At 68.7% G+C, this 17,311-nt stretch carries 14 protein-coding genes and 1 tRNA gene; 10 read left to right on the forward strand and 5 right to left on the reverse strand.

Translation table 11 applies throughout. From position 1 onward, the window contains the following. Positions 1-1,956: ATP-dependent DNA helicase (locus A5663_RS17290; RefSeq protein ID WP_197503438.1), on the forward strand; the 1,956-nt coding region annotated here is incomplete at its 5' end. Here A5663_RS17290 and A5663_RS17295 read toward each other — a convergent pair. Further along, entirely contained in the window at positions 1,953-2,357 is a 405-nt protein-coding gene (locus tag A5663_RS17295) for a hypothetical protein (protein ID WP_068151717.1), read from the reverse strand. The genes A5663_RS17290 and A5663_RS17295 overlap by 4 nt on opposite strands. A 46-nt stretch (positions 2,358-2,403) precedes the next feature. Here A5663_RS17295 and A5663_RS17300 point away from each other — a divergent pair, with 46 nt between their 5' ends. Further along, complete coding sequence (locus tag A5663_RS17300) at positions 2,404-3,495, forward strand: TrkA family potassium uptake protein (protein ID WP_068151719.1); 1,092 nt, start codon at positions 2,404-2,406, stop codon at positions 3,493-3,495. Positions 3,496-3,505: 10 nt separating this feature from the next. Then, entirely contained in the window at positions 3,506-4,432 is a 927-nt protein-coding gene (gene nudC, locus A5663_RS17305; protein WP_068151721.1) for an NAD(+) diphosphatase, read from the forward strand. 22 nt (positions 4,433-4,454) lie between these two features. Here the strand turns inward: nudC and A5663_RS17310 are convergent, their stop codons facing one another. Next, positions 4,455-4,706 carry a mycoredoxin gene (locus A5663_RS17310; protein ID WP_068151724.1) on the reverse strand — a complete coding sequence of 84 codons (252 nt, stop codon included), beginning with the start codon at positions 4,704-4,706 and terminating at the stop codon, positions 4,455-4,457. 83 nt (positions 4,707-4,789) lie between these two features. Here A5663_RS17310 and A5663_RS17315 point away from each other — a divergent pair, with 83 nt between their 5' ends. The 3 genes from A5663_RS17315 (at position 4,790) to A5663_RS17320 (ending at position 7,652) form a co-directional block, all read left to right on the forward strand. Next, complete coding sequence (locus tag A5663_RS17315) at positions 4,790-6,913, forward strand: ATP-dependent DNA helicase UvrD2 (protein ID WP_068151749.1); 2,124 nt, start codon at positions 4,790-4,792, stop codon at positions 6,911-6,913. A gap of 113 nt (positions 6,914-7,026) precedes the next feature. Next, positions 7,027-7,191: a hypothetical protein gene (locus A5663_RS23125; RefSeq protein ID WP_156744526.1), complete on the forward strand. Its 165-nt coding sequence runs from the start codon at positions 7,027-7,029 to the stop codon at positions 7,189-7,191. 158 nt (positions 7,192-7,349) lie between these two features. Beyond that, a complete protein-coding gene (locus tag A5663_RS17320) occupies positions 7,350-7,652 on the forward strand; it encodes a WhiB family transcriptional regulator (RefSeq protein WP_304443157.1) in 303 nt (100 codons plus the stop codon). Positions 7,653-7,746: 94 nt separating this feature from the next. Here the strand turns inward: A5663_RS17320 and A5663_RS17325 are convergent, their stop codons facing one another. From A5663_RS17325 to A5663_RS17335, 3 genes are read right to left on the reverse strand one after another with little or no spacing between them, the layout of a single operon-like run. Further along, positions 7,747-9,084: an AarF/ABC1/UbiB kinase family protein gene (locus A5663_RS17325; RefSeq protein WP_068151732.1), complete on the reverse strand. Its 1,338-nt coding sequence runs from the start codon at positions 9,082-9,084 to the stop codon at positions 7,747-7,749. 42 nt (positions 9,085-9,126) lie between these two features. Continuing rightward, positions 9,127-9,960 (reverse strand): cyclodehydratase, encoded by an 834-nt coding sequence (locus A5663_RS17330; RefSeq protein WP_068151738.1) that lies wholly within the window; start codon positions 9,958-9,960, stop codon positions 9,127-9,129. Positions 9,961-10,011: 51 nt separating this feature from the next. Then, positions 10,012-11,397: a zinc-dependent metalloprotease gene (locus A5663_RS17335; RefSeq protein WP_369816656.1), complete on the reverse strand. Its 1,386-nt coding sequence runs from the start codon at positions 11,395-11,397 to the stop codon at positions 10,012-10,014. Between the two features lie 107 nt (positions 11,398-11,504). On the opposite strand from A5663_RS17335, the gene A5663_RS17340 reads away from it, so the two are divergent. The 4 genes from A5663_RS17340 (at position 11,505) to A5663_RS17355 (ending at position 17,265) form a co-directional block, all read left to right on the forward strand. Continuing rightward, on the forward strand, positions 11,505-12,527 hold the full coding sequence (locus A5663_RS17340; protein WP_068151741.1) for a PDZ domain-containing protein: 1,023 nt from the start codon (positions 11,505-11,507) through the stop codon (positions 12,525-12,527). Positions 12,528-12,603: 76 nt separating this feature from the next. Continuing rightward, positions 12,604-15,621: a UPF0182 family protein gene (locus A5663_RS17345; RefSeq protein WP_068151742.1), complete on the forward strand. Its 3,018-nt coding sequence runs from the start codon at positions 12,604-12,606 to the stop codon at positions 15,619-15,621. A 126-nt stretch (positions 15,622-15,747) separates the two neighbouring features. Further along, a complete protein-coding gene (locus tag A5663_RS17350) occupies positions 15,748-17,136 on the forward strand; it encodes an FAD-binding oxidoreductase (RefSeq protein WP_068151743.1) in 1,389 nt (462 codons plus the stop codon). A gap of 52 nt (positions 17,137-17,188) precedes the next feature. Then, a tRNA-Met gene (locus tag A5663_RS17355) sits at positions 17,189-17,265 on the forward strand. The last annotated feature ends 46 nt before the right edge of the window (positions 17,266-17,311 follow it).

The following is a 17,311-nucleotide window of genomic DNA, read 5'->3' on the forward strand; positions in this document are numbered from 1 at the left end:
CGCAACGCCGACGCCGCGCCGATGGCCGACGCGATCAGTGCGCGCGGCGTGCCGGTGGAAGTCGTCGGCCTGGCAGGTCTGCTCGGCGTGCCGGAGGTCGCCGACGTCGTCGCGATGTTGCGGTTGATCGCCGACCCGGGGGCGGGCAGCGCGGCGATGCGGGTGCTCACCGGGCCTCGGTGGCGGTTGGGCGGCCGCGACATCGCGGCCCTGTGGCAGCGGGCAGTACGACTGGACAACACCGGCGACGCCGAATCCACCGGTGCCGCCGAGCGGATCGCCGCGCAGGCCGACCCCGAGGCCGACGCCGCCTGCCTGGCCGACGCCATCACCGACCCCGGTGGGCCAGAGGCTTATTCGCCGACCGGCTACACCCGCATCCTGGCGTTGGCCCGTGAGCTGACCGCGCTGCGCGCGCACCTCTCCCACCCGCTGCCCGAGCTCGTCGCAGAGGTGCGCCGGGCGCTCGGCGTCGACATCGAGGTGCGCGCGCGCCGCCCGGTCTCGGCGGGCTGGTCGGGCACCGAACACCTCGACGCGTTCAGCGACGTGGTGGCCGACTTCGCCGGCCGACCCGACGCCGGGATTAGAGAGCTGCTCGCTTACCTCGACGCCGCCGAAGAAGTGGAGAACGGTCTGGCACCGGCCGAAATGTCGACGGCGGCCGACCGGGTCCAGATCCTGACCATTCACGCGGCGAAGGGGCTCGAATGGCAGGTGGTGGCCGTTCCGCATCTGAGCGGCCGGGTCTTCCCGTCCACCGGCCGTACCCGCACCTGGCTCACCGACGCCGGGGACCTGCCGCCGCTGCTTCGTGGCGACCGGGCCACGACGTCCGAGCACGGAGTCCCGATACTCGACACTGCCGACGTCTACGACCGCAAGCAACTGTCCGATGCGATCAACAAGCACAAGAAGAACCTCGAACAGCGCCGCGTCGACGAAGAACGCCGATTGCTCTACGTGGCGCTCACCCGCGCGGAGGACACCCTGCTGTTGTCCGGCCACCACTGGGGCGCAACCGAGAGCAAGCCACGCGGGCCGTCGGAGTTCCTCTGTGAGCTCAAGGACGTCATCGACGAATCCGCCGCCGCGGGCCGGCCGTGCGGCGTCATCGAAGACTGGGCGCCCGCGCCTGCCGAGGGCGAACCGAACCCACTGTGCGACAGCGTGATCGAGGCGGTGTGGCCGGCAGACCCGGCCGGACCGCACCGCAGCGACATGGAGCGTGGCGCCGCACTGGTCGCCGCCGCGATGGCAGGCGACAGCAACGCAGCGCCCGCCCGCGACGACGAAGGCTGGGCCGACGATGTCGACGCGTTGATCGCCGAACGCAGCCAAGTGTGCGAACCGTCGACACCTGCACTGCCCCTGCAAATGTCGGTCAGCACACTCGTCGAGCTCGGCAAGGACCCGCAGGCCGTCGCACAGCGGTTGCGGCGCCGCGTGCCGACACGCCCCGAGCCGCATGCATTGCTGGGCACTGCCTTTCACGACTGGGTCCAGCGTTTCTACCACGCGGAGCGATTGTTCGATCTCGACGATCTACCGGGCGCGGTCGACCACGACGCCGCGATTGCCGACGAGCTCGCCGAGTTGCAGGCCGCCTTCGCGGTGTCGCCGTGGGCCGCCCGCACCCCCGTCGACGTCGAGGTGCCGTTCGACATGGTCATCGGCGGCCGGCTGGTGCGGGGCCGCATCGACGCCGTGTTCGCCGACCAAGACGGCGGCGCCACGGTGGTGGACTGGAAGACCGGTGAGCCGCCGAGTACACCGGAAGCAAAGCGGCACAGCGCGATTCAGTTGGCCGTGTACCGGCTGGCGTGGGCGGCGCTGCACGACTGCGAGGTCGAGTCGGTGCGGGCGGCGTTCCACTACGTGCGCAGCGGAACGACGGTCACGCCGGAATCGCTGCCCGGTGCCGAAGAACTCGCTGAGCTGATGGAGGCCGCCTAGGACTCGCGATAGACCTTCACAGCTTCGGTGATCATCGGGACCTGCAGCGGCAGGCGGGCGATCGCGATCGCCCGCATCGGCCACGACTTCGCCGCGTCCTTGAAATACAGCCGCACCATGTTGAAGTTGCCCGGCCACACCGCGAGGAAAAGGGCGATGGCGGCGGCTGCTCCGGCCTTGCGGGTCTGCGGCGCGGCCAGCGCTGCCGCAACCCCGAGCTCGGCCACGCCCGAGGCGTACGTGTAGAACCGCGGACTGCCCGGCAACTCGACCGGAATGATCGAGTCGAACGGCTTGGGCGCGATGAAATGCAGGCTTCCGATCCCGAGCAACGCGGCCGCCATCCGGTAGGCGCGCGACGGGTTGGCCAGTTGCTGCAGTTCGGGCAGGGGAGAGGTCATGATTACATTGTGCTGGTGCGGCTGTCCCCTGCGGTGACGAACCCTCATGGCTAGAGGCAAACTGCGGCGTCGGCTCCGCAGATTCGACGAGTCCCTGTCCGATCAGCCCGTCCATGCCCTCACCGATCGCGTACAGATTCCGAGCGATCCGGTCAGCCCGGGCCGGCGGATCACCGTGCGCGTCATCTATGCGTTGACGGCTCTGTTCGCCGCGGTCATCATCGTCTACCTCGACCGGCACGGCTACCGCGACGTCGAGAGCAGCCCGAACCCCGACGACCCGCTCTCGTTCCTGGACTGCCTGTACTACGCCACGGTGTCGCTGTCGACCACCGGCTACGGCGACATCACGCCGGTCTCCCCGTCGGCCCGGCTCGTCAACGTCCTGGTGATCACGCCGCTACGGGTGGCGTTCCTGATCGTGCTGATCGGTACGACGGTCGAAACGCTGACCACGCAGTCGCGGCAGGTCTATGGCATCCAGCGATGGAGGAACAGAGTGCGCAACCACACCATCATCGTCGGTTACGGCACGAAAGGCCGCAGCGCCGCCGCCGCGATGGTCGGCGACGAGGTCGCTCCCGCCGACATCGTCGTCGTCGAAAAGGACCCGGCCGCGCTGGAACGTGCCAAGAGCGCCGGACTGGTCACCGTGCGGGGAAGCGCCACCGACTCGGAGGTCCTGCGGTTGGCCAGCGCACAGCATGCGAGGGCGATCATCGTGGCCACCGACGACGACGAGAGCGCGGCCCTGGTCACCCTGACCGCCCGCGAAGTGGCCCCCAAGGCCAAGATCATCGCCGCCGTGCGGGAATCCGACAACGAGCATCTGCTCAAGCAGTCCGGCGCGGACTCCACGGTGGTGACCGCCGAGACGGCGGGCCGCCTGCTCGGTGTCGCGGTGCAGACGCCCAGCGTCGTCGAGATCATGGAGGACCTGCTGACCCCCGATGCAGGCTTCGCGATCGCCGAACGAGAGGTGACGCCCAAGGAGGAGGGCGGATCCCCGCGGCATCTGCACGACATCGTGCTCGGCGTCGTGCGCAACGGACAGCTGCTGCGCGTCGACTCACCGGAAGTGGACACGGTGGAATCCGGAGACCGGCTGCTCTACATCCGCAACGCGGACTCTGAGTGATACCCGAAAGATGACGCCGTTCCAGCTGCGCAACATCCCGCTGTTGTCGCGCGTCGGTGCCGACCGCGCCGACGAGCTGCGCACCGACATCGACGCCGCGCTGGCCGGTTGGCCCGAGGCGCAGGTACTGCGCGTCGACCGGCGCAACCAGGTACTGATCGCCGACGGGCGGGTCGTCCTCGGTAGCGCCGCGAAGCTGGGCGATCGGCCTCCGGACAACGCGGTGTTCCTCGGCCGGCTCGACGACGGGCGGCACGTGTGGGCGATCCGTGGTGCGCTCGAGGGCCCGGAGGACCCGCATGCCGAAACCGAGGTACTCGACCTGCGGCGCGCCGGTCAGGTGTTCGACGACGTCAGCGCGCAACTCGTCGCGACCGCGACGGCGTTGCTGAACTGGCATGACCGCGCGCGCTTCAGTGCGGTCGACGGTTCACCGACCAAGGCGGTCAAAGCCGGCTGGGCGCGCGTCGACCCCGTCACCGGGCACGAGGAGTTCCCCCGCATCGACCCCGCTGTCATCTGCCTGGTGCACGACGGACACGACCGCGCGGTGCTGGCCCGCCAGACGGTGTGGCCGGAGCGGCTGTTCTCGATCCTGGCCGGCTTCGTGGAGGCCGGTGAGTCGTTCGAAAGCTGCGTCGTCCGCGAGATCGCCGAGGAGATCGGTCTGACCGTCACCGATGTCACTTACCTCGGCAGCCAGCCGTGGCCGTTTCCGCGCTCGCTGATGGTCGGCTTCCACGCGATCGCAGATCCCGAGCAGGAGTTCTCATTCAACGACGGCGAGATCGCCGAGGCGTCCTGGTTCACCCGCGCCGAGATCCGCGACGCGCTCGACTCCGGCGACTGGAGCAGCGACTCCTCTTCGCGTCTGCTGCTTCCCGGGTCGATCTCGATCGCGCGCGAGATCATCGAATCGTGGGCCGCCCTGGACTAGCCCGAAAGCTGGACTGAGCCCATCAACCGGCGAGCTTGGCCTTGACCTCGCGCGCGCTCGGGTTCGTCAGCGTCGACCCGTCGGGAAGCTTCAGCGTCGGAACGGTTCGGTTGCCGCCGTTGGCCGAGGCGACGAACTCCGCGGCCGCCGGATCGTTCTCGATGTCGACCTCGGTGAACGCGATGCCCTCGGCCTGCAACGCCTTCTTCAGGCGCACGCAGTAACCACACCAGGTGGTGGTGTACATGATCACGGGAGTCTGTGCTGCGCTCATAACGCGTTCAACGTAGTCGATGCGCCCAACATGCCCGAGGGCGTACCGGCCATTTGTCACCGGCCCCTGCCAAGATGGACCGCATGTCGGTAGAGGCCGCTTCGGTGCGCAGTGGCTCGGGCCCGATCGAAGACCTCGACGACGAGCAGCGCGAGGCGGTGCTCGCCGCGCGCGGGCCGGTATGCGTGTTGGCCGGCGCGGGGACCGGCAAGACCCGCACCATCACCCGCCGGATCGCTCACCTGGTCGCGGCGGGGCACGTCGCGCCCGGTCAGGTGCTCGCGGTGACGTTCACCTCGCGGGCGGCCGGGGAGATGCGCGGGCGCCTGCGAGCGCTTGACGCGGCGTTCGGCGGGGTGGGCACCGGTTCGGTGCAGGCGATGACGTTTCACGCCGCCGCTCGCCGCCAGCTGTCGTACTTCTGGCCCCGCGTCGTCGGCAACACCACCTGGGAACTGCTCGACACCAAGTTCGCGGTCGTCGCGCAGGCGGCCAACCGGGCCGGCCTGTCCACGGCCACCGACGACGTGCGCGACCTGGCCGGCGAGATCGAATGGGCGAAGGCGTCGCTGATCAGCCCGGAGGCCTACCCCGCCGCGGTCGCGCAGGCGGGTCGCGACATCCCGTTCGACGCAACGAAAGTCGCGGCTGTCTACACCGGCTATGAGGCGCTCAAGTCGCGCCGCGAGGGCACGACGCTGCTGGACTTCGACGATCTGCTGTTGCACACGGCGGCGGCGATCGAGAACGACGCCGCGGTGGCCCAGGAGTTCCGCGACCGCTATCGCTGCTTCGTCGTCGATGAGTACCAGGACGTCACGCCCCTGCAGCAGCGGGTGCTCGACGCCTGGCTCGGCGAGCGCGACGACCTGACCGTCGTCGGCGACGCCAACCAGACCATCTACTCGTTCACCGGTGCGACACCCCGCTACCTGCTCGACTTCTCGCGGCGCTTCCCCGATGCGGCGGTGGTCCGCCTCGAACGCGACTACCGGTCGACGCCGCAGGTCGTCTCGCTGGCCAACCGGGTGATCGCCGCGGCGCGCGGGCGAATGGCGGGCAGCAAGCTGCATCTGGTGGGCCAGCGCGATCCCGGCCCGGCGCCGACGTTCGCGGAGTATCCCGACGAGGTTGCCGAAGCGAACGCGGTGGCCAAGCAGATCAACCGGCTGCTGGAATCAGGCACCGAACCGGCCGAGATCGCGGTGCTGTACCGGATCAACGCGCAGTCGGAGGTCTACGAGGAGGCGCTGACCGAAGCCGGTGTGCCGTTCCAGGTCCGCGGCGGCGAGGGGTTCTTCAGCCGCCAGGAGATCCACCAGGCTCTGGTGGCATTGCAGCGCGCCGCCGAACGCGACGTCGAAGGCCCGCTTCCCGAGGTGGTGCGCACCGTGCTGGAACCGCTCGGGCTCAGCGCGGAACCGCCGGCGGGCACCAAGGCGCGCGAACGGTGGGAGGCGCTGACCGCACTTGCCGAACTCGTCGACGAAGAAGTCGCGACGCGCCCGTCGCTGGACCTGCGTGCGCTGATCGTGGAACTGCGTCAGCGCGCAGACGCGCGGCACCCGCCAGTTGTCCAAGGCGTCACGCTCGCATCGCTACATGCGGCCAAGGGCCTCGAATGGGACGCGGTGTTCCTGGTCGGGCTCGCCGACGGCACGCTGCCGATCTCCCACGCGCTGGCGCACGGACCCGACAGCGAACCGGTGGAAGAGGAGCGCCGTCTGCTCTACGTCGGAATCACCAGGGCAAGAACGCATTTGGCGCTCAGCTGGGCGCTGGCCAGGACGCCGGGCGGCCGGCAGAGCCGCAAGCCGTCGCGGTTCCTCAACGGCATCGCGCCGCAGTCGTCGAGTGCCAGCGCGCCGACAAAGCCGCGCCGCCCTCGCGGCACCACCCCGCGCTGCCGGGTGTGCAACAGCGTGCTGACCGCACCGCCGGCAATCATGTTGCGCCGCTGCGAAACCTGCCCGTCCGACATCGACGAGGAACTGCTCGTCGAACTCAAAGACTGGCGGCTGCGCGTCTCGAAGGAGATGAGCGTGCCCGCCTATGTGGTGTTCACCGACAACACGCTGATCGCGATCGCCGAGACGCTGCCCACCGACGACGCCGCGCTGGTCGCGATCCCCGGCATCGGCGCACGCAAGCTCGAGCAGTACGGCACCGATGTGCTCGCGTTGGTGAAAGGCCGCCAGTCGTCGTAAAAATCGTGCCAAACCCGCAGGTCAGAAAATCGGTTGTCTGTTGCGGCTGTTACGCTTAGCCTCAACAGCGCACCGTCCGGGTGTCTTTTTGTGTGAGAGGAGGGGCCGACATCATGGGAAGCAACAGCGCGTTCACCGGCGTAGCCGTTGCCGGCATGTCGCGGACCCTCCATGCCGCCGCCCCTGCAGCGGCCCATGCCGCGCACGCCGCCGCCGCCCCGGCGCGTAAGCGCCGCGCCGCCGCGACTGCATCGTCCGTCGATCGGGGCACCACCTAGGTAGCCCACGATTTCGCCGAGAAGGCCACGGACCCGCAGTCGGATCCGTGGCCTCAGTCTTTTCGGGGACCTCTCGAAGACCTGGTCACGGATCGAGCAGAGCAACAGATCCGAGAACCGACGACCAGGAAGCAGAGGTGCGAGCCATGTCATCTGGGATGAGCGCTCCCACGAAGAGCGTCCTAGCGCAGACATGCCCAGAGAAGACAAAGTTGACGGTGCCGTGCCACGAAGCCGATCCGGACTTGTGGTTCGCCGAGGACCCGGTCGAACTCGAACGGGCCAAGGCGCTGTGCGCGGACTGCCCGATCCGGCTCGAATGCCTGGCCTCTGCGCTGGAACGCCAAGAGCCGTGTGGAGTTTGGGGCGGCGAGATCCTCGAGCGGGGCACGATTATCGCCCGCAAGCGTCCGCGGGGCCGGCCCCGCAAGAACACCGTCGAGGACCCGGCCGCCGCGTGAGAGCTTCCGTCGAGTGCACGCTCGTCGTACGCAAACTCGAATTCGCGTACACCGGGCGTGCACTCGGCGCGCGCGGGGCGACCGGCTGCGCCGATCAGACCGCGTCGGGGTCGGCGAAGCCAGGCACGTACTCGTCGGCGATCCGTCGGGTGTCGACGTGGGCGTCGAGCTGACAGGAGATCGCGACGATCGACGCGATCACCCGCATCGGGATTGCCAACTTCGGCGGGATGTCCATCTGCCGTGCGGCTTTGATCTGCCCGGCGGCGCGGTCGAGTTCCAGTGCCGTCATCCGCTGCAACCATGACCGGCGGTAGTGGAACACCGGAACCTGCAGCGGCTCGACGTACTGCTTGAGCATGTCGTCGATCTCGCGGATGGACACCTGCTGGCCCTTCTGGATGAAGCCGGCCTTTTCCATCGTCGGCAGCAGCTTGTCGTAGGTCTTGTCGACCGCGTAGCGCAGGATCTGTCCGAGCTCGACCGGCCAGCCCCCCGGCATCGGCGCCACCGCGCCGAAGTCGATGACGCCCATCTTGTTGTCCGGCAGCAGCATGAAGTTGCCGGGATGCGCGTCGCCGTGCACCATTTCGAGCCGGCGCGGCGCGTCGTCGCAGAACTCGAACAGCCGGGTGGCCATGAGGTCGCGCTGCTCCTGGGTGCCCTCGCGAATGATCTGCGACAGCGGGATGCCTTCGATCCACTCCTGGATGACGACCTTGGGCGCGCTGGCCACCACCTTGGGCACCGTGAATTTCGGGTCACCGTCGTAGGCCTTGGCGAACGCGCGCTGATTGTCGGCCTCAAGCCGGTAGTCCAGTTCCATCTCGGTGCGCTCGATGAGTTCGTCGACCACACCCTGCACGTCGGCGCCCGGCGCCAGCTGCTTGAGCACGCCGACCATGCGCTGCATGGTTTTCAGGTCGGCTCGCAGCGCTTCGTCCGCGCCGGGGTACTGGATCTTGACGGCGACCTCGCGGCCGTCGGACCAGACGGCCTTGTGGACCTGACCGATGCTTGCCGAAGCGATCGCCGTGTCGTCGAAGGACTCGAACCGTTCGCGCCATTTGGTGCCCAGTTGCTGGTCCAGCACCCGGTGCACCTTGGCGGCGGGCAGGGGTGGCGCCTCGCGCTGCAGTTTGGTCAGCGCTTCGCGGTACGGCTTGCCGTACCGCTCGGGGATGGCGGCCTCCACGACCGAGAGCGCCTGGCCGACCTTCATCGCGCCGCCCTTGAGCTCGCCGAGCACGGTGAACAGTTGCTGGGCCGCCTTGTCCATCAGCTCGGCGTTGACCTCGTCCTTCGACTTGCCGGTCAGCCGTTTGCCGAAGCCCAGCGCGGCGCGACCCGCCATGCCGACGGGCAAGCTCGCCAGCTTCGCGTTGCGCGCGGCCCGGCCCCGCTTGATCTCACTCACCAGACCATCATCCACGACAGTCCTGAGCGGACCCCATCGACTTGCCAACGTTCATTGTCAACATGCGCAGCGCGGATGCCGTGACCAGCGCCGTGCCACCACCGCACCGGTGTTGACGTCGAATTCGAGCGTGGTGTCCAGCGTCGGCGGCGGGTCGCCCGAGTTCGTGCCGCCGTCACCGCGGACAGCTCGGATGACCCGGTCGACCTGATTGAGGGCGAGTGCGGCGGTGCCCAGTACGGTCGCTCGGTCGGCGCTCCCGACGGTGTGTCGCAACTGTGCCGCGACTGCGGGCCATGCGGCGTCGCGGTCGCTGCGGTGCAGGTCTGCACAACCCAGGCAGCTCGTGACGCCCGGGATCACCAGCGGCCCGACCAATCCGAGGCCGTCACGCACCCGGACCGGCAGGTGCGCCACGCCGACGGCGTGCAGCTCGCGCACCACACGCGGCTCGGCGACGAGGTAGTCGGCGAGCACCACCAGATCGGTCGGTCCGCTCGGTGCGCCGGTGTCGGTCCGGTTGCTGTGGGTGACGCGCGCACCCGAGCAGCGCAGCGCGCCGGCGAGCAGATCGGACAGCGGTCCGCGGCCATGGATGCGCACCGCCGCGGCACGGCCCCGCCCAGCCAGGCCTCGGGTAACGACGCCGGCGTCGACGAGCGAAGCGACGAGTTCTTCGACGATCGCGCCGTCCACGCCGGGTGCGTCGGATTGGAGGTCAACCAGTTCCGCGCCGGACTGCAGTAACCGCAGCATGTTCGCCAACGTCGGGGCGGACAGGCCGGACGGCGGCCGGACGACGACGGCGCGTCGCGGGTCCCAGCCCACCTGCACCGCGCCGTCGGGCCGCAGCAGCACCGGTGTCGTCGCGCTCAACGCGTACCGCGTCATCGATCGAGCGTGCCACGCGGCGCGGTGGCCGCCGGACGTTATCCACAAGCGCTAGGCGTCGTCGTCGCCGAGGTCCTTTTCGAGATCGGCGATCGCTTCGGCGATGGCGCTGTCCATACCGCTGGTGTCGCCGCCGATCATCCGGTCGATGAAGCCGGCCGGCTCGTCGAGGTCCTCGGCACTGGGCAGCAGGTCGGGGTGCTGCCAAACAGCGTCGCGGCCGTCGGAGCCGACGGCCTGGGTGAGCCGCTCCCAGAGCACCGCGGCCTCGCGCATCTTGCGCGGCCGCAGTTCCAGGCCGACCAGCGTCGCGAACGTCTGCTCTGCCGGGCCGCCGGTGGCGCGGCGCCTGCGCAGCATCTCCGCCAACGCCGACGTTCCGGGAATGCGGTCTCCCAACGCCTCGGTGACGACGGTCTGCACCCAGCCCTCGATCAGGGCCAGCAGCGTCTCCAGCCGCTCGAGGGCCGCCGTCTGCTCGGGCGTCGCCTTCGGCTCGAAGATGCCCTGATTGAGCAGTTGCTCCATCTGCGCCGGATCGGTCAGCGCCGCGGGATTAATCCCCGAAGCCAGCTCCTCGATGCCGCTCATGTCGACCTTCATGCCCCGGGCGAACGCCTCGACCGCGTTCAGCAGCTGGCTGGCCAGCCACGGCACGTGGCTGAACAAGCGATGGTGCGCGGCCTCGCGGGCGGCGAGGAAGGTGAGGATCTCGCTGCGCGGCTGCTCGAGACCCTCGGAGAGCGACTCGACCGCCTCGGGCATCAGCGCGGCCACCCCTTTGGGCCCCAGCGGCAGCCCGATGTCGGTGGAGGTCAACACTTCTCGCGACAGCTTGCCCAGCGCCTGACCCAGTTGCGAACCGAACGCCATGCCGCCCATCTGCGTCATCATCGCCAGCAGGGGACCGGCCATGGTCCTGGCCTCGTCGGGCAGCGCGGACACCCAGACCGTCGAGATCTGCTCGGCGACCGGGTCGCACAGCCGCTTCCACGTCTCGAGCGTGTTGTCGATCCAGTCCGTCGGCGTCCACGCGACGGCCTTGTGGGTGCCCGCGGGCAGCGAGGTCACGCCGTCCAGCCACGTCTCGGCGAGGCGCACGGCATCGGCGATCGCCTCGCCCGTCTTCTCGGGCACCGGCGCGACGAAACCGATCTGGCTCGACGCCAGTTGCCGGGCGAGGTCGTAGTTCACTGGTCCGGACTGCTTGCCGCCGGCCATCGCGCCGCCGGCACCGCTGAACATCTCGCCGAGCTTGCTGAAGATCTGGCCCAGCTGCGACATGTCGAATTCCGACCCACCCGCGAAACCCATGCCGAACGGGTCGCCGGCACCGCCGGAGCCGGAGTCGCGATCCTTCTTGTGCTTGTCGCGCTCGGGGTCGTCCCCGGCGGAGAAGCCGAAAGGCAGGTCAGCCATGTCCTCAACGGTACTCATCGTGCCGGGACCGTGCGCGCGAGCGGCACTCGCTGAGAGCGAACCCCCGGCTGCCTTCGAGCCGCGCGCGAACGGGCACCTTCGCCGCAACCTTTACATTGGGCGGCGTGAACCGGCGGAATTTGACGTTGCTCGTCGCGCTCGTCCCGATCCTGGTCTTCGGCGTGCTCGTGTCGGCGGTGACGGTGCCGTTCGTGTCGCTCGGGCCGGGGCCGACGTTCAACACGCTCGGCGAGGTCGACGGCAAACAGGTCGTCGACATCGAAGGCACCGACGTCTATCCGACCTCGGGCCACCTGAACATGACCACAGTGTCGCAGCGCGATCAGCTCACGCTCGGTCAGGCGATGGCGCTGTGGCTGTCGGGCCGCGAACAGCTGGTGCCGCGAGATCTGGTGTATCCACCGGACAAGACGCGCGAAGAAGTCGACGAGGCCAACACCACCGATTTTCGCCAGTCCGAGCGCAGCGCCGAATACGCCGCGCTGCAGTTCCTCAAATATCCGATGGCGGTGACCGTGGAGAGCGTCAACGACGACGGACCGTCGGCAGGCAAGCTGCAGGCAGGTGACGCGATCGACGGCGTCAACGGCAAGCCGGTCGCCACCCTCGAAGAGTTTCAGGCGCTGCTCAAGGACACCAAGCCGGGCGACACCGTGGAGCTCGACTATCGGCGCAAGGACGGGCCGCTCGGCACCGCCACCATCACGCTCGGCAAGCACCCCGAGCGCGACCAGGGCTACCTCGGCGTCGGCGTGCTCGACGCGCCCTGGGCGCCCTTCGCGGTGAACTTCAACCTTGCCAACATCGGCGGCCCGTCCGCGGGGCTGATGTTCTCCCTTGCGGTGGTCGACAAGCTCACCCCCGGCGATCTGAGCGACGGCCAGTTCGTCGCGGGCAGCGGGACGATCAGCGGGGACGGCAAGGTCGGCTCGATCGGCGGCATCACCCACAAGACACTCTCCGCGCGCGAGGCCGGCGCGACCGTATTCCTGGTGCCCGCCGACAACTGCGAGGAAGCGAAGTCCGAACCGCCGGACGGCCTGGAGTTGGTCAAGGTCGACACGTTGGCCCAGGCCGTCGATGCCTTGAAGACGCTGTCCGCCGGTGGCGAACGCCCCCATTGTTGAGTGGTCGCCCGATTTCGGTTGCGTACAGTTGGGGCACGTCGATCACGACGTATGGGAATGGAACTGGAGTCGACGAGTGGGTATGCGGCCCGCGGCACGAATGCCGAAGCTGACACGACGTAGCCGGATTCTCATCGCGGTGGGCGCCATCGCCGTCCTGCTTTTGTTGGTCGGTCCGCGGTTGATCGACACCTACGTCGACTGGTTGTGGTTCGGCGAACTGGGCTACCGCTCGGTGTTCACCACCGTGTTGTTCACCCAGATCCTGTTGTTCGTGGTGGTGGCGCTCGTGATCGGCGCCATCGTGTTCGCCGGGCTGGCCCTGTCCTACCGCACGCGACCGGTGTTCGTGCCGACGAACGGTCCCAACGACCCGGTCGCCAGCTACCGCACCGCGGTGATGGCGCGGCTACGGCTCGTCGGCTTCGGCATCCCGGCGCTGATCGGTCTGTTCGTCGGGCTTTTCGCGCTGGGGCAGTGGGAGACCGTCCAACTGTTCTTGCACGGCAACAGTTTCGGGATCACCGACCCGCAGTTCGGCAAGGACCTCGGCTTCTACGCCTTCGATCTCCCGTTCTACCGGCTCGTCCTGAACTATCTGTTCGTCGCAACCTTCCTGGCGTTCCTCGGAAACCTGTTGGGCCACTACCTGTTCGGCGGTATCCGACTGTCCGGCCGCACCGGCGCGCTGAGCCGCGCGGCGCGCATCCAGTTGATCACGCTGGTCGGCATCCTGATGCTGCTCAAGGCGGCCGCCTACTGGCTGGACCGCTACGAGCTGCTGAGCCACACCCGCGGCGGCAAGCCGTTCACCGGCGCGGGTTACACCGACATCAACGCTGTCCTGCCGGCCAAGCTCATCCTGATGGCGATCGCGGTGATCTGTGCGGCCGCGGTGTTCTCGGCGATCGTGCTGCGTGACTTGCGCATTCCCGCGATCGGTGTGGTGCTGCTGCTGCTGTCGTCACTTGTGGTCGGGGCGGGCTGGCCGCTGGTGGTCGAGCAGTTCAGCGTCAAACCCAATGCGGCGCAGAAGGAAAGCGAATACATCGGTCGCAGCATCACGGCCACCAGACAGGCCTACGGGCTGACCGACCAGACCGTCACCTACCGCGACTACAGCGGCGACGCGGCGGCCACCGCCCAGCAGGTCGCCGCCGACCGGGCGACCACGTCGAACATCCGGTTGCTGGACCCCACGATCGTCAGCCCGGCGTTCACGCAGTTCCAGCAGGGCAAGAACTTCTACTACTTCCCGGATCAGCTCTCAATGGACCGCTATGTCGGCGGCGACGGCAACCTGCGCGACTACGTGGTCGCCGCCCGTGAACTCAACCCGGACCGGTTGATCGACAACCAGCGCGACTGGATCAACCGCCACAGCGTCTACACCCACGGCAACGGTTTCATCGCCTCACCGGCCAACACCGTGCGCGGCGTGGCGAACGACCCGAACCAGAACGGCGGCTATCCGGAGTTTCTGGCCAGCGTGGTCGGCGCCAACGGCAGCGTCGTCTCGCCGGGGCCGGCGCCGCTGGACCAGCCGCGTATCTACTTCGGTCCGGTCATCGCGAACACACCGGCCGACTACGCGATCGTCGGCAAGACCGGTGACGCCGACCGCGAATACGACTACGAGACCAACACCGAGACCAAGAACTACACCTACACCGGGCGCGGCGGTGTCGCGGTCGGCAACTGGCTGGCGCGGTCGGTGTTCGCCGCCAAGTTCGCCGAGCGGAACTTCTTGTTCTCCAACGTGATCGGCGCCAACAGCAAGATCCTGTTCAACCGTGACCCGGCGAAGCGCGTCGAGGCGGTGGCGCCCTGGCTGACCACCGACACCAGCGTGTACCCCGCGATCGTGAACAAGCGGATGGTGTGGATCGTCGACGGCTACACCACGCTGGACAACTATCCGTACTCGGAGTTGACGACGCTGTCGAGCGCGACCGCCGATTCCAACGAGGTGGCGCTGAACCGGCTGGCGCCCGACAAGCAGGTCTCCTACATCCGCAACTCGGTGAAGGCCACCGTCGACGCCTACGACGGCACGGTGTCGCTGTATGCGCAGGACGAGCAGGACCCGGTCCTGCAGGCGTGGATGAAGGTGTTCCCGGGCACGGTCAAGCCCAAGAGTGAGATCAGCCCCGAGCTGCAGCAGCACCTGCGCTATCCGGAGGACCTGTTCAAGGTGCAGCGCGCGCTGCTGGCCAAGTACCACGTCGACGACCCGGTGACGTTCTTCTCCACCTCGGACTTCTGGGACGTGCCGCTGGACCCGAACCCGACCGCCAGCAGCTATCAGCCGCCGTACTACATCGTCGCCAAAGACCTTGCGGCCAACGATCGTTCGGCGTCCTTCCAACTGACCAGTGCCATGAACCGGTTCCGCCGCGACTTCCTGGCCGCCTACATCAGCGCCAGTTCGGATCCCGACACCTACGGCAGGCTCACGGTGTTGACGATCCCCGGACAGGTCAACGGGCCGAAGCTGGCGTTCAACGCGATCAGCACCGACACCGCGGTCAGCCAGGACCTCGGCGTCATCGGCCGCGACAACCAGAACCGCATCCGGTGGGGCAACCTGCTGACGTTGCCGGTGGCCGAAGGCGGCCTGCTCTACGTCGCGCCGGTGTACGCCTCGCCGGGGGCCAGCGACGCCGCATCGTCGTACCCACGCCTCATCCGGGTGGCGATGATGTACAACGACAAGGTCGGCTACGGCCCGACCGTGCGCGACGCGCTCACCGAGCTGTTCGGGCCGGGTGCCGACGCGACGGCCACCGGGCCCGCGCCGATCGCGGGGCCGGGCGGACAACAGCCCGCTGCGCAGCCCCCCGCCGACGGACAGGCGCCCGCCGCGCGCCCGCCGGCCAACCAGCAGGGCCGGGCGCCGGAGGTGCCGACGCCGGTGGCCGTCCCGCCCGCCGGCCCGGTTCAGCTCTCGGGTGCGAAAGCCGCTGCGCTGCAAGAGGTCAACACCGCCCTCGACGCTCTGCGTGAGGCGCAGAGAAGCGGAAACTTCGGCCAGTTCGGCGCGGCGCTGCAACGCCTCGACGATGCGATGGCCAAATACCAGTCCGCCAGCTAGCAGGCCGGCGCGCGTGGGCGCCCCGGTGGCGCACCCTCTCCGCGACCGACCGTGTCTGTACAGCGACACGCCGCGTCGGCACGTACATTTGCGGTCCGTCACGCTCACCGAAAGGCCCCAAAAGGTATGACCCAGACGCTCCACGACGACCTCGCCGACGCATTGTCCGGCCTGCGCGACCACGTCGCCGCCCCGGTTGCGTTCCCGGGTGACCGCGACTACCCCCGGTGCACGCCGTGGAACCTCGCCGGACAAGTCACGCCGGGTGCGGTGGTGTTCGCCGAGGCGGCCGAGGATGTGGTGGCGACGGTGCGGTTCGCGGCAGCCAGAGGGGTGCGGGTCACGGTCCAGGCCACCGGCCACGGCGCGCTGGTGGTCGACCGCGACACCGTGCTGGTGCACACCGGTGCGATGACGGGCTGCTCACTGGATTCCCTCAATCGCGTTGTGCGCGTGGGTGCGGGGGCGACGTGGCAGCACGTTCTCGATGTCGCCACACCACACGGTCTTGCGCCCGTGTCGGGTTCGTCGCCGACGGTCGGGGTGGTCGGCTTGCTCACCGGCGGCGGGATCGGGCCGTTGGTCCGCAGTGCCGGAGCCTGCTCGGACCACGTTCGCGCCTTCGAGGTGGTGACCGGCGCGGGGGAGTTGCTTCGGGCCACTCCCGACGAAAACCCGGACCTGTTCTGGGGCCTGCGCGGCGGCAAGGCGACGCTGGGCATCGTCACGGCAGTCGAGGTCGACGTACTCCCGATCGCCCAGTTCTACGGTGGCGCAATCTATTTCGACGGTGCCGACGCGGGCACGGTCTTACACACGTGGCGGGAGTGGAGCGGCGAGCTTCCCGTGTCTGTCGACACCTCGGTCGCGCTGCTACAGCTGCCACCGCTGCCCGCGGTTCCCGAGCCGCTGGCCGGCAAGCTGACCGTCGCGGTCCGCTACGTCGCGGTCGACGACTTCGCCGAGGGCGAGCGGTTGTTGGCGCCGATGCGCGCCGCGGCCACGCCGCTGCTGGACGCGGTCGCGGTGATGCCGTACGCGGCGATCGGCGCCGTGCATGCCGATCCGCCGGAGCCGATGCCGGTGCTCGAGAACCAGGCACTGCTCAACGCACTGCCCGCAGACGTCGTCGATTCTCTGCTGACGCTGGCCGGACCCGGGGTGGAATCGCTGCAGACGATCGTCGAGTTGCGGATGCTCGGCGGTATGTTCGCGCGCGAGCCGCGCTACGCCAGCGCGTTGTGTCACCGCGACGCCGCATACGCGCTCACCACGATCGGTTTGCCGGTACCGGAGCTGGCCGAGCAGGTGAACGCCCACGCAGCCGCGGTCGTCGCGGCGGTGCAGCCGTGGTGCACCGGCGGGCAGCTGCCGAACTTCGCCCCCTCGCAGGACGGCGACCGAGCCGGCCGGATCTACGCCGAAAACACACTGGGCCGGCTCACCGCCTTGGCCGACCGATACGACCCGGCGGGCGTTTTCCGCGTCGGGCAGGTGGTGCGACGACCATCGTGACCGTGCGATTTGGAAGTGCGCGAGGGCCTTCGGTAACGTTGCGTTCACCCGACGCGGGGTGGAGCAGCTCGGTAGCTCGCTGGGCTCATAACCCAGAGGTCGCAGGTTCGAATCCTGTCCCCGCTACCAATGTGTCGCAAGACATCGGAAGACCGCGAACCTGACATAGGCTGTA

The sequence above is a fragment of the Mycobacterium sp. E740 genome, from assembly GCF_001672895.1.
Lineage (GTDB): Bacteria > Actinomycetota > Actinomycetes > Mycobacteriales > Mycobacteriaceae > Mycobacterium.

Coding starts and splice junctions, on each gene's coding strand:
- A5663_RS23125 (WP_156744526.1), top strand. CDS start 7,027: ATGGGAAGCAACAGCGCGTTCACCGGCGTAGCCGTTGCCGGCATGTCG.
- A5663_RS17320 (WP_304443157.1), top strand. CDS start 7,350: ATGAGCGCTCCCACGAAGAGCGTCCTAGCGCAGACATGCCCAGAGAAG.
- A5663_RS17330 (WP_068151738.1), bottom strand. CDS start 9,960: ATGACGCGGTACGCGTTGAGCGCGACGACACCGGTGCTGCTGCGGCCC.
- A5663_RS17335 (WP_369816656.1), bottom strand. CDS start 11,397: ATGAGTACCGTTGAGGACATGGCTGACCTGCCTTTCGGCTTCTCCGCC.
- A5663_RS17350 (WP_068151743.1), top strand. CDS start 15,748: ATGACCCAGACGCTCCACGACGACCTCGCCGACGCATTGTCCGGCCTG.
- A5663_RS17300 (WP_068151719.1), top strand. CDS start 2,404: ATGGCTAGAGGCAAACTGCGGCGTCGGCTCCGCAGATTCGACGAGTCC.
- A5663_RS17315 (WP_068151749.1), top strand. CDS start 4,790: ATGTCGGTAGAGGCCGCTTCGGTGCGCAGTGGCTCGGGCCCGATCGAA.
- A5663_RS17310 (WP_068151724.1), bottom strand. CDS start 4,706: ATGAGCGCAGCACAGACTCCCGTGATCATGTACACCACCACCTGGTGT.
- nudC (WP_068151721.1), top strand. CDS start 3,506: ATGACGCCGTTCCAGCTGCGCAACATCCCGCTGTTGTCGCGCGTCGGT.
- A5663_RS17295 (WP_068151717.1), bottom strand. CDS start 2,357: ATGACCTCTCCCCTGCCCGAACTGCAGCAACTGGCCAACCCGTCGCGC.